Origin of the sequence: Pseudoalteromonas piscicida, assembly GCF_002744175.1 — a bacterium.
Lineage (GTDB): Bacteria > Pseudomonadota > Gammaproteobacteria > Enterobacterales > Alteromonadaceae > Pseudoalteromonas > Pseudoalteromonas piscicida_B.
Window position 1 is genome coordinate 17,458 of record NZ_NKHF01000007.1, and the last position, 13,971, is coordinate 31,428.

At 48.7% G+C, this 13,971-nt stretch carries 2 protein-coding genes (1 of these 2 only partly in view); both read right to left on the reverse strand.

Annotation, left to right across the window (positions count from 1 at the left end; translation table 11 throughout):
* Nucleotides 1-12,057: a non-ribosomal peptide synthetase gene (locus CEX98_RS01510; protein ID WP_099640379.1), complete on the reverse strand. Its 12,057-nt coding sequence runs from the start codon at nt 12,055-12,057 to the stop codon at nt 1-3.
* On the reverse strand, nt 12,057-13,971 hold the end of the coding sequence (locus CEX98_RS01515; RefSeq protein WP_099640380.1) for a non-ribosomal peptide synthetase. The gene runs 7,913 nt beyond the window's last position; 1,915 of the gene's 9,828 nt are visible here — the last part of the coding sequence; the start codon falls outside the window, past its right edge — the gene reads right to left on this strand; the stop codon is at nt 12,057-12,059. Before CEX98_RS01515 ends, CEX98_RS01510 begins: the two co-directional genes overlap by 1 nt.

The following is a 13,971-nucleotide window of genomic DNA, read 5'->3' on the forward strand; positions in this document are numbered from 1 at the left end:
CTAGAGCAACACATAGTTGCGCTCAATTATGTTAACCAACTGCCCTACCTGTTCGGCTTGTAAGCAAGACAAGTGATCTCCGTTGACTTCATAACAAGAGAGTGTGTGACTAAATGGCTGCCACCCCATGTCTTTATTCACGGGGCGACCTTCAAATTCTTGTGTGTGCTGAGTTTTAACAACACTCAATGCGGTGTCGCTAAGCATAGACGGCATCTCAATATTTGCTCGTAGTTGAGCACTAAAAATTTGCTGAAAGTGACGTAAATGATCCTCACTAAAATGAAAGCCAGCTTGGTGTATCCAACTATTGAGGTAGGCTATGCGTGCAGAGGATCCTGCTTGTTTATAGGCGTCAATATCTGCATCAGAAACCGTGAGGCGGAAAAACGCCACCAAATTATCCAGCATCATTTGCGCAATTTGCGCTTCATTTAGGTTAAGTGCACCGTGCGTCGGCACCGGTGTATCAATCACGGTGACTGAATTACCAATATGCCCCTGTTGCTCCAGTAAAAGCGCGAGGTGATAGGCAATAAAACTGCCAAAAGAGTGCCCGACTATATGCACACGATCATCCAACCCGGCGTCTATTAATGCACTCAAGTAATACTCGGCTGTGCTTGAGGCCGAGGTAAGCGTGGTGGACTCCTCTGCCAGTGCTTCTGGTTGCAAGCCATAAACGGGTATGCGGTTATCCAGTCCACTCACCAAAGCGTGAAACGCCATAAGCCAACCTCCCGCTCCCGCAATCAACACCACAGGTGTAAAACCAAGTTCCCCTTCTTGCAAACACACTAAAGTTTCAAGCGATTGAGGTTTGCCATCGCGTTCGCCAAGACCATCTCTCAATGCTTGAATATACTGGCTGAGCCCACGTACAGTCGGATGCTCAAAAAGTGCCGACAGTGGTAAATTGAGCTGTAGGTGATGATTAATGTCACCCACTAAGCGCATCGCTAAGAGCGAATGACCACCTAAATTAAAGAAGTTGTCGTCAAGGCAAACGCCATCCACCTGCAAACGGCGAGCAAACTGCTGTGCTAATTGCGTTTGTAGAGGGGTGAGCCTTTCCTGCTCAGCTTCTTGCCGCTGAGATTGAAGCGGAGTATATGACAAAACCAACTCTAACAACTGTTTGCGATCAACCTTACCGTTGACGGTCAGTGGTAGCTGATTCACAGATTGAAACAATTCGGGAACCATGTAGTCAGGCAGTACTGTGCGTAACTGTGCTCGCACAGAGGCCACGCTTATTTCAGTATGCTGCATAGGCTGTACGCACGCGACCAATTGCGCATTACTACTACCATCTTCGCGTACCACCACAGCACAAGCTGCAACTTCGTCTATCAGCTGAAGTTGCCGTTCAATCTCGCCCAATTCAATGCGGTAACCGCGCACTTTAACTTGGTCATCACAGCGACCTAAATACAACAGCTCATTTGAGGCCAAGCAACAAGCACGATCGCCGGTTTTATAAAGTCGCTGACCGCTGTTAGGCTCAATAATAAAGGCCTGCTGTGTCTTTTCTTTGTCATTGAGATAGCCTCTGGCAAGGCCTATACCTGCAATGTACAAATCGCCTTCCACACCCGAGGGCACCGCTCGGAGCTGTTTATCAAGTAAATATAAAGACAAACCAGCGACAGGCTGACCGATTGGCACGCGTGCACCGCTGAAGTGTGTGACATCATTAAGGGTTGCCGAAATGGTCGCTTCGGTCGGGCCATAGGCATTAATAATTCGAATACGGCTGCCATAGCGCTGCTGCCAATCGGTGAGCGCGGCTATCTGCATTTGCTCGCCACCTATGGTGATGATCCGCAGCGAGTCTGGCAAGGTGACTGAAGTTGCTGCAAGTTGATGCCAATACGCCGTTGGCAAACTCATCAGTGTTAACTCGGCATCTTGGCTTAATTGCGCCAACTTGTTGGGGTCCAACATGTCGTCTGTCGGTGCCATTACCAGCGTTGCGCCACGAAGTAAGGTACAAAAAACTTCTTCGGCAAACACATCAAAGCTCATGCTGGCAAATTGCAGATAATTATCGCTGGGCGTAATAGCATATTGCGCGGCTAATGCCTGCACATAATTGCCGACACTGGCATGCTCCACCATCACCCCTTTTGGTATACCTGTGGTGCCCGAGGTGTAAATCACATAACAAAGGTCATCGACCTCACATGGTGTATTAAAGCAATAACGAGGCTGCTCAGCCAAGACGTCCTGAATACTGTCTAAATCAACTTGAAGCGCCACTTGCTCCGAGCTGTCTTGCCAATGTTTTGCTTTGGTAACCAGCATGGCTGCATTGGCATTTTGCAACAGTAAACGACGTCGAGGTTCAGGTAGTGTTGGCGCAATTGGTAGATAAGCCGCCCCCAGTTTAAGCACCGCAAGCATAGCTACAATAAGCTGGTAATTCGCCTCTAAACACAGTGCGATAATACCCGTTTTACCCTCGTGTTTAGTGTGTGATGCAAGGTAGTGGGCAAGCTGATTAGCGTCTTCTTCCAGCTGTGAATAGCGATAATAGCAAGCCTTCCCTGAGGCGGTACTATATTCACGAATAGCAATATGCTCAGGAAACTCAGCGGCAACTTGAGCAAATAATTGCTGAATAGGTAAATTTGGGTTTTGATATTGCAGTGCTTGCGTCAGTGAAAAAGTAGGCAGAGGCAGTGCCTTGCTGTACGGCGCGAGTTGAGGCTGCCAAGACAATTTTCCGAGCGTTTGCTCAGGCTGTTGTGCCGCAGCCAACATCAGCTGCTGCATCGCCGCTAGGCTTTGCTCGATAAACACCTCATCAAAGCATTGCTGCTGATAACTTAGCGTGAGCGATAAACCCGCCCCTACGCCTACCACAAAGGTCAATGGGTAGTGTGTTTCGTCAACTTCACTTAAGGTTGTTGCCATAAATGGCAGTGCTGCGCTGTTTTGCAATGGATCTTGCGGATAGTTTTCAAATACATACAAGCAATCAAACAATGGACTATCGTTGTCAATACCCGACCACTGATGAGCTTGCGTCAGTGGCGTATGCGGATGCTGTGCCAATGCCGTAAGCTGCGATTTCACCGCTTGTAGATAGTCTCTCACACGCACATTTTGATCTACCGCGACATGGACCGCTTGCGTATTGATATACAAGCCAACACGCTGCGCCATTCGACTGAGCTCTGTAGGTCTGCCAGCAATGGTTTGACCAAATAAGGCATACGTTTCGTTGCAGCAGCTTGCCATCCAGTAAGCCCAAAGCCCTTGGATAAACTGATTGACGGTGAGTCCATGTTCGCCTGTAAAGCGAGTCACGGCATCTTGCAACGATTGCGGTAAAGTCACACTAAGCTCTTTAACTCCAGCCGCTTGATTTTCAGTGTGTAGTACCTTTTCGCTGAGTAATGTGGGCGCAGTGACTGCTCCCAAATACTCTCGCCAAAACGCTTCATCACCTTCAGCATGCGTATGTAAGTACTCAATATGATCGCGGAAATTATCCTCCACAATGGGGCGTAGCTCACCTTGACAACGAGCTTGATAAAATGCCAATAATTCAGCAAATAATACCGGGAGCGACCAGCCATCCATAATGAGATGATGGTAGGTCCAAATCACCCCGACATTGCCATCTTCAAAAGCAATTAACCTCAATCGCATAGCAGGCGCTTGTGAGAGCCTAAGCGGCTCGGCAAGCTCCACTTCAGCCTGTGATTTCACCACCTGCGATTGCGCATCTGCAATAGCGTCACTCTGCACCAGAGTCAGTGGTAGTTCGGCCTGAGTACAAACCACCTGTAGCGGCTCGCCAGCAACGTCTATAAATGCCGAGCGTAATATGCTGTGCTGCTTAATCAATTGCTGCCAAGCATAACTCAGCGCTTCAATATCTATACTTCCTTGCAACAATAAGCTGGTTTGCTCGACATAAGGTTGCGTATTTTGAGCGTGCGCCTCATGTACCGTTTGACTGTGAAACCACATGCCTTGCTGTAAGCCTGTAAGGGGGTAAATATCCTCAACGCCCCCGTCAAATTGCCCGAGTATGCCTTGCAACTGCCGTTCGGAAATACCGCTGAGAAGCGTGAAGTCGCTGACAGTATAATGACGCTGAGGTTGGGATTGGCAGTGTTCGATGACCTGAATTAGACTTTCGAGTATCTCTTTACTTAATCGCTCTGCTGCTTCAGGTGCTAAGCGTTGGCTGTCAAACTCTAACGTTAACGCCAATTGACCATCGACGACCGCCGCCGTTAGTTGTGCTCCAAAGTAAGTGAGGTTTGACTCTGCAACCAAAGCGCCTGTCGACTCACGGGCCTCGCCCAGCAAACCTTGCTGCTCAATGACGGTGTCCAGCTGACCCAAATAGTTAAAAAATAGTAAGCTGCGGGTATCAATCTCAAGCGATGAGCGAACGTTTAGATCTGGGTGTAAGTACCGCACAGCGCCATAGCTACTTGCAGTTTGACTGCCGCTTTCAAGCTCCGCCTTAATACTGCAAATAACATCATGTAAGCGGCTGCCATTGCTAAATAACTGCATTGGATAGAGCGCCGTTAACCAGCCAATGGTCCGGCTGCTGTCCAGTGCTTTCGTCAGTAACTCACGACCGTGCCCTTCTAGCATGATCACTTCACGGTCTGCACCGCGCTTTTGCGCACACCAAGCAAGTGCACTGAGTAGCAAAGCTTGCGCCGTTGTACCATAACAGGTGTTAGCAGATGCCAATAACGCACGGGTATGCGTTACTGACAACGTGCTGCGAACTTTGGTTATGATTGGACTCGCACTTGCCTCCTTAAGACTCAGCAAGTGTGAGGTTTCAACCCGCGCTGCCACTTTCTGCCACTTGGGAAGATAGCGCTCATTGGTAGCAAGTTCACGATAAAAGTCTGCAAGTTCTGCCAAGTTTGCACTTGCGGCTGGAAGCTCCAGCGGTACATTGTTTGCTTGTTGCTGTAATAGCTGGCTCACATCTTCAAGTAACACACGCCAAGAGACACCATCTACAAGCAAGTGGTGGGCGCTAAACAACAAGCGATTATTGGCCTCACTGTCAGACGTAACATATAACACCGCTTTAAACAGTGGCGAGCCAGTAAACGCAAAACCTTGCTGTACCTGCTCACTGAACTCACGCAGCTCAGCTTGCCATGCGTCACGCTCAAGCATATGCGCCGTAAATACCTCATTAATATCAATGCTATCACGTACAAATAAGGTATTTTCATCCGCCACCACCAAGCGTAGCGCGTCGTGCTGGGTGAGCAGATATTTTACAACCTCCATAAGCTGCGCTGGTGTGACGGATTTATCTATACTCACCAGCACGCTCTGATCCCAATGACTGGGGTTGGCAAATTGTTGGGCAAAAAACCAATGCTGAATTGGTAATTTATCGAGTTGACCTACCAATTTCTGCCTTTCTTTACCCATCGGCACATGAATATCTTGCTCGGCAAGCCTTGCCGCAAGCGCCGAAACACTGGGATAGGTAAACACGTCGGCAGCACTAACAGGTAACTTGAGTGCTTTGGCTTTACTTGCGATTTGAATACTCAAAATAGAGTCGCCGCCTAAAGCAAAATAGTCGTCTTCTGCGGTCATCGATGGCGTGTTTAATACCTGACGATAAATCGCCAGTAACTGAGCTACGACGCTGTTAGCCTGTGAGGTAACCGCGCTCTGCTCAATTACTGTGGAATGCCGTTGAGCTTTACCAAGCGTTGCTAAGGCACGATGGTCAACTTTGCCATGTGGTGTCAAAGGTAGCTTTGCAAGTATAACAAAATGCTCTGGCACCATATAACTCGGTAACCTTGCCTTTAGCTGGGCTTGAAGCACTTGCGGTTCAGTTGTTGCCACCACAAATGCCTGCAACTGTGGCTGCCCTGACGCGCTTGTGGTTATCTGAACTGCACATTCTTGTACGCTTGGTAGTAGCCCAATTTGCAGTTCAATTTCGGCCAGCTCAATACGATAGCCTCGCAGTTTTACTTGTCCATCGTTACGACCCATATAGGCGATACGGCCGCAGCTAAGCAGGCGAACCAAATCTCCCGTTTTATAGGCTCGCACCGTTTGCGAGGGAGAGACTTGTAGCTCAATAAAACGCTCAGCACTAAGCTGTGGTTGATGTAAATACCCTCTAGCTAGTCCCGCCCCTGTCACATATAACTCACCGATCATCCCCTGTGGCACAGCCTGCAGTTGTGGATCTAAAATAAATAGCTGGCTGTTGTCGACAGGCAAGCCGATATCAGGCACCTTTCCGTCAAACGCAACCACGCCAGAGGTCGCGACCACCGAGGCTTCGGTGGGTCCATAGTTATTGACTAGGGTAAATCCGTATTCTTTTGCTTGTAGCGCACCGAGTTTATCGCCGCCTACCAACAAATAGCGCAAGCTTTGTGGATTAAACAAAGGTTCGCTGAGCAACGCTTGAGCGATTGGCGTTGCCATAAAACTATGCGTGACTTGGTGTGTATTGAAACAAGCGGTCAATTCAGCCGGTGACTGTAACATCGCTTTTGTCACACACACCAAGCTTGCACCGGCACATAAATAAGGCCAAATCTCCCAGGTCGCCGCGTCAAAGGCGGGGTTGGCTGTTTGACTCGCAACACTATGATTATCCACCGCAAAAGCGCGTCGGTGCCATCCACATAAATTCGCCAACCCTTGGTGGGTTATCATCACGCCTTTGGGGTTACCTGTTGTGCCTGAGGTATAAATAACATAGGCCAGCTGCTCCGCTTTACCTTCTGGAAACTGCTGAGGTAATGGTATTGTCGCAAGGCGTGCTTGCACTTTAGCGTCATCAATACAAATGACATGTGGGGAGCGATATTCAGCCTCAAGGTGATTATCATCTAACTTTGCTACCTCAAAGCAAGCGGCAAACGCACACTTTGTTAAAACCAAGGTAGCGCTGCTGTCTTTGGCAATATAGTTGACCCGAGCTTGAGGATAATGAGGGTCCACTGGTACATAGCACCCACCCGCTTTTAATACAGCCAACATCGCCACAATGAGCTCTGCGCTACCCGTCATCGCAACAAGCACAGGCTGCTCTGGTTGCAGTCCTTCGCTCAATAACAGCGCCGCCAATGCCGTAGCTCTCTCATTGAGCTCACCATAACTTAAAGTTTGCTTCGAGCCGGTATCAATTACCGCTATCTGTTTGGCCTGCGTGGGCACAGCCAGATTTCGCTCAATTTGCTCAAGCACTGACTGCTCAAAGTGTTCCGGTGCTGATTTACCTGAAATCGCATAATCCGCTAGCGGCTGCTCCTTGCAAAGTTTTATATCCGCAAGCGGGCACTCAGGTTGCGTGAGTAACTGCGCGATCACAACATTAAAACACTCTGCAATGCTCGCTACGGTTTCTCTTTCAAATAATCCACTGTTGTATAGCCAGTGCAATCTCAACCCTTGCCCATTTACTGTTGCGCTGAGCTCTAGGTCAAACTTGGCACGCGCGTTTTCCGATGTTAAAACTTCCGTGCTAAGGCCTACAAACTCCGGCGTTTGCTGTGGCTCGGGATTAAATGCAAAACTCAATTGAAATACACTTTGGTGACTTAGCTCACGACTAACACCAAGATGGTCAATGAGCTGCTCAAAGGGCAAAGATTGATGTTGATGTACTTGCTCAATCTGCTCCCTTTGTATATCAATGAGCTGGTTGAAACTCCGCTGCCAATCTAGCTTCACGCGAATAGGCAAGGCATTGACGAAAAAGCCAATCAACTGTTCCACTTGTGGGTGATGCCGCCCTGAAAATGGCGCACCAATCACAATATCATCCACTTGGCTAAACTTAGCGAGCATCACCGCATACGCGCTATGCAACCAAATAAACGGGGTTACTCCCAAGCACCGACAATGCTGTTGTAACCGTTGCCATGTTTCAGCGCTTAGCTGCTCAGTAAATGCTTGCGCGCTATTGTTCACGGCCTGCCCACGAGGCGTATCGAGCGGTAATTGATGTAGTGGCGGGGCATCGCCAAGGTGCGCAGACCAAAATGCCATGTCTGCACTTTGCTGCGCGCCTTGGCACTGTGATCGATGCCAATGGGCATAATCCGCGTATTGCACCTCAGGTGGCGCAATTAAGTCATGGGCAAGTTCACAGTCTTGGGTGTAATAGGCATAAAACTGTGTGAGCTCTCGCATTAATACTTCAATAGACTGAGCATCACTAGCAATATGGTGCATATTGACGATAAGACGATGATAACCTGATGAAAAGCGAACCAGAGTTGCGCGGATCATTAGATCTTTACTAAGATCAAAACACTGTGCTTGGTCGTCTCGTACCGCGCGCTGCCAAACCACATTTTGCCAAAGCGGTGATTGTGTGGAGACGTCAATGAGCGTAACAAAATGCTCAGGCAAAGCCACAAGGTGCTGTTTAGGCCCATCATTAGTGTTGGTGATAGCCGAATGCAACACCTGATGCCGTGACAGCACCTTTTGCCAACTTTGCTCGAATGCGCTCAGTTCAAGCTCCCCTGAAAACGCCAATAACGCTTGAATTTGATATTGCTGGCTGCCCTGTTGCATTTGATCTAATGTCCATAAACGCTGCTGAGCAAAAGACAACACCACGCCATTGGTTTTATCTACCACAGCAATTGTACTTAGCTGCGCGTCTTGCTTTTCAAGTGCAGCCGCTAAACCTTGTACTGTAGGGTGCGTAAAAATCGCTTGCAGCGGTAACTCAATGTGCAGCGTCTTGCGAATATGGTTTGCCAGTTTTGCAGCAAGTAGCGAGTGCCCGCCGAGTCTAAAAAAGTCGTCATAGCGACCAACCAACTCGCGCTGCAGTATCTCGGCAAAATAGCTTGCAAGTTGGGTTTCAAGCTCGCCAATCGGTGCTTCATAAGTGTTTTCGTTAACGCTTGTATCAAGTTGCTGCAATAGTGCTTTTTTATCTACTTTACCATTGCTGGTCAGTGGCATAGCTGAAACCGCTTGCACTTTGGCCGGCAACATATGGTCGGGTAAATTTTGTTTTAAAAACTGCTGCATGACCAACGTGATGTCGTCGAACTCGACCTGTTTGTGTAACACCACAAAGGCGCAGATCCAGACATTTTCTGGGTCTTGCCGATTTAACAGCACAGTGACCTCAGCCACTTCGGGATGGTGGCGCAACTGGTTTTCAATTTCGCCTAATTCAATGCGATAACCTCGAACTTTTACTTGGTCGTCAATTCGGCCAACATAGCTCAGCTCTCCGCTGGCCATTAGCCGCACGAGATCTCCCGAGCGATATAGCCGCTGATCAGGTGCTTCACTAAATGGGTTTTGAATAAAGCGGGTCGCGTTTAATTCGTCACGTTGCCAATACCCCCGACAAACCCCCTCGCCACCTACGTACAACTCGCCCACGGCACCTTGCGGCAAGAGCCTTTGCTTGTCATCAAGTACATAGCAGCTGGTGGTCGGAATAGCACGACCTATATTACTGGTGCCAAGCGTCAGATCCGCAGGCTTCAGCGCCTTAAACGTAACATGTACTGTGGTTTCGGTAATGCCATACATATTGATTAACTGGCAATTTGGTAAGTGCTGTGCCCAAGGCTGTAGCTTACTTGGCTGCAACGCTTCACCACCAAAAATCACGTACCTTACTGCACATCGGCTCGCCAACTGACTGTCATTGAGTAACGTGGCTTGTAGCGCGTAAAACGCACTTGGTGTTTGATTTAAGACCGTAACTTGGGCATCAACCAACAACTGAGCAAAAGCTTGAGTGTCTTGCGCAGTCGCTTTATCCACAACCACAAGGCGACCACCAAAGAGTAACGCGCCATACATTTCCCACACTGAGAAATCAAAGCAGAAGGAATGAAACAAGGTCCAAACATCTAGCTCATTAAAATCGAATAAGTTGGGCTCTACATGAAGTAAGCGCACCACATGACGATGCTCAATTTGTACGCCTTTTGGTCGCCCTGTGGTGCCCGAGGTATAGATCATATAAGCCAAATCTTGCGGCTCAACCTGAATAGCATCAAGCAGCTTGAGGGCTTCGCGGCTGGCCTGAGGCTCTGCCTGTGACACATTAATTAGCTGGTATGAAAGCCGGCTAAACTGTCCCTGGGTAGCGTTATCACAAAGTAGCCATGGGCTTTGCACATCTCCCAAAATATACTCAATGCGCTCTTGCGGGTAGTCAGGATCTACCGGCACATAGGCAGCACCCACTCTAAGCACTGCTAGCAAGGTCACTATCATCTCAATGCTGCGTGATACACTCACCACCAGCATGGTTCGTGGCGTGACCCCTTGTTGTAACAGCATTACCGCCAGCGCATTGACTCGATCGTTAAGCTCACGATAATTCAGCATAGTCGTGCTATCTTGCACGGCAGTACGTGTGGCAAAGTGCTCGGCGTAGCGCGTGAATAAACTGGTGATGGTGTCTTGCTTAGGCCAAGTTGCCGCTTGGCATTGAGCGCCCGTTATTAATGCTTGTTGCTGTTTTTGACTCAGTAGCGCAAGTTCACCAACGGCGGTATGAGGGGCTGTAACACAAGCTTGAAGCAGCGTATGGAAACAATCCGCCCAATGCTTGATGGTCTCTGCTGTGTAAAGGTTACTATCAAACTTCCAATGTAAATAAAGTGCCTGCTCATCAACTACGGCATTGAGTTCTAAGTCGCATTTTACTGCTATGCTATCTGCCTGTTGTTTTTGCACCTCTTGAACCGATAATCCCGGAAGCGTAAAAGCGCGTCCATCACGGTTTTCCAGTGTAAATAATATTTGTACTAGCGGGTGGTGGCTTAAATCTCGTGGAGCGCCAACCGCTTCAACCACTTTATCAAAAGGAATATCGCGATATTCAAACGCCGCTAGGTTGAGGGCTTTTTGTTGCTGCAACCATTGGCTAAATGGCATATCACTGTCGAGCTTTGCATGCATCACTAAGGTATTAACAAACAAGCCGATTAATGGCGTTAATTCGGGGTGATGACGGCCAAGTTCTGGCGTTCCTACAACCACCTGCTGCGATTGCGTAAGCCTTGCGATAAACAACATAAAGGTATTGAGCAGCCACATAAAGGGTGTCAGCTGGAGCGACTTCGCCTGTGTCGAGATCGCCGCAAATAACGACGCATCAAGCGCTTGGCGATATACCTTCCCCGTTAACGACTGCACCGCAGGACGGACAAAATCACAAGGCAATGACTGCAACGGCGCTAATTCGCCAAATTGCTGTTTTAGTTGCGCCAATGGTGCCTCGATGCGCTCTGGCGTTAGCTGTGCTCGCTGCCACTGACTAAAATCACTATATTGCACCTGCATCGTTGCAAGCGGTGTATAAGATGCGCCTATGTGTTTGCAATAGCCAACCTCTATCTCTTGTGCAAGTAGCGCCATTGACGCCCCGTCAGAGACAATATGGTGCATATTAAAAGCAAGGTGATGCTCATCGCCATTACTTACCACCAGCACGCGAAGCAAACAATCATGAGCCAAATCAAAAGGCTTATTCTGATGGGCCTCAAGGAGTGAAGTAATATAGGCTTGCCGTGTTTCCTCAGGTGCTACACTGGCATCAAGCCACTCGAACGGCGCACTAATATCATCCGTTATTTGCAGCTGGGGTTGGCCATCTTGTTCATTTTTTACAAACCTAGCGCGCAGTATTTCGTGGCGCTGCACCACATCTTGTACAGCGCTGCGCATTGCTTGAATATTAAGCTTGCCGCGTAACAAAAACTCCGCGGGCATATAATACTGCTTGCTACCTTGCAGTTGCTCAATAAACCACAGTCCTTCCTGTGCAAAACTCAGCGGTAAGTCCTTCCCCACACTTGGCTGCGCGATAATGTGCGGTGAAGATTTTGCCACATCACGGCTTTGCTGCTGAAAGTAAGCAATGATCTCTGATTTATATTCAACCACCTGCTGTTTTAACTGTGGAGGAAACCCAGCGGTTTGCTTAAATGCCAAGCCACCGTTTTTTTCATACAAGGTCACGCCAGCTGCTAATGCTTCTGCGATCAAAGCCTCTATCTGTCTTTGTTGTTCATTCATCACAAAAACATCTCCTCAGACTGACCGTTTTCGTCTGCCGCTTTGGCTGCTCGGTGGATCTCACACCAAGTTGCAAGTGCGCTTACACTTGGCCGCTCGAACAACACTTTTAAGGTAATGGGCACCTCAAGCGCCTGTTCAATTAAGGCAACCGCTTGGCTTGCTGATAAAGAGTGCCCCCCTAATTCAAAGAAGTTACTGTTAATATCTCGGACTTGAGTATTGAGCACTTGAGTAAAAATTTCTGCCAGCAGCGTTTGTAGTTCAGTCATAGGAGCTAAAGGTGCCGTAAGCACTTGCGCCTGTTGCGATTGCACCAGTTGTGCAAGTGCTCCTGCATCTACTTTGCCATTATTGGTGAGTGGCATAGTAGACAGTGCATACAGCTTGTAAGGCAACATATAACTTGGTAGGACCTCTGCTAACGAGGCTAATATCTGAGTGTGTAACGTCTGCTCAAGCTCATAAATGGCATCACTGTGCGATGGTGTAGTTAGCACCACACAGCCCAGTAAGTTATCTTTACTATCGTTGAGTAACACATGTGCTTGTTGCACTGCATCTAGTTGCTCAAGCTGAGCCGCAATTTCTTCAAGTTCGATGCGATAACCACGCAGTTTAACTTGGTTGTCTCGACGACCAATAAACTGAAGCACACTAGGGTTGCCCTGTTCATCTAGCAGCCAGCGCACTTGATCGCCCGTCTGATAATAACGCTGAGAGTCATTGTTCAAAGACAATGACACAAATTTACTGGCGCTGAGCTCAGGCAACCCAAAATACGCCTGAGCCACATTATCGCCTGCGATGTATAGCTCACCGGGCATGCCCATAGGCACAGGCTGTTGATGCTGATCCAGTACCACCAAATGAGTGCCTTGAATGGCGCTGCCGATTGGCACAAAGCGCTGCGATTGCTGTGCAAGGGAAACCGCATCTTGGCCGTTACAGCGATACACACAACAACCGACTGTTGCTTCTGTTGGGCCATATTCGTTATAAAAATAAGCCTGTGGCAACAGTGCCCCAACTTGAGCAACCACGCTGCTAGATAAAGCTTCTCCCCCCACCACAATTTGGTGCGCAGCATTGCTCGGTTGTAATCGCGCCAGCACGCCTTGCAAGTGGGCTGGAGTCAGCTTAAACAGCAGCGCCTCATCACACGCTAAACACGCACTAAGCTCTGTGATTAATTGCTCACCATCGCTTAGCAGTACTACACTAAGACCATTAACCAGCGATCCCCATAAGCTCGTTACAGTCGCATCAAACGCTAAAGGAGTGCTGACAACGCTCTCGTGTATATCGCCTTGGAGATAACTGTGGCTGACGTGCTCAAGGTAAAGGTGCAGATTACGATGGCTGACCACCACGCCTTTGGGTTGTCCTGTAGTGCCTGAGGTATAGATCATATAAGCTGGCGCATCAATATCACTTAACGGCGCAAGCGCTTCTATAGGACTCTTTTGCCAACTCTGTTCGGTATCTATTAGCACCAAACGGCAGCTGAACTCTGCGCTGTTGGGAAGTAGTGCTGAGGTGGTGATAATGCAAGTCGCTTTACTGTCACGCACTATATATTGCTGACGCTGACTCGGTGCATTGGGGTCAAGCGGCACATACACGGCCCCGACCTTTAAGACTGCCAACAGTGCCACAACTTGCTCACAGCTTGGCGCTAAGCTTATTGCGACCTGCGACTTTGCAGTCACGCCTTGCTCAACCAAGTAACGCGCTAGTTGATTACTTTGGGACTCCAATTCGCCAAAACTTAATCGTTTTCCAGCCATATCTCGCACTGCATTATGGTTCGCCTGGTGCTGTGCAAAATGTTGTATTTTATCGCTGATAAACCAAGGCGATTGCGGCGGCGTCTGTGTGACAGGCGCTAGCTCGCTGAGTGCTTTAGTCTCA

What these genes read in the sequence shown, in the direction of transcription:
- CEX98_RS01510 (WP_099640379.1), bottom strand. Translation starts at nt 12,057, where the DNA reads ATGAATGAACAACAAAGACAGATAGAGGCTTTGATCGCAGAAGCATTA.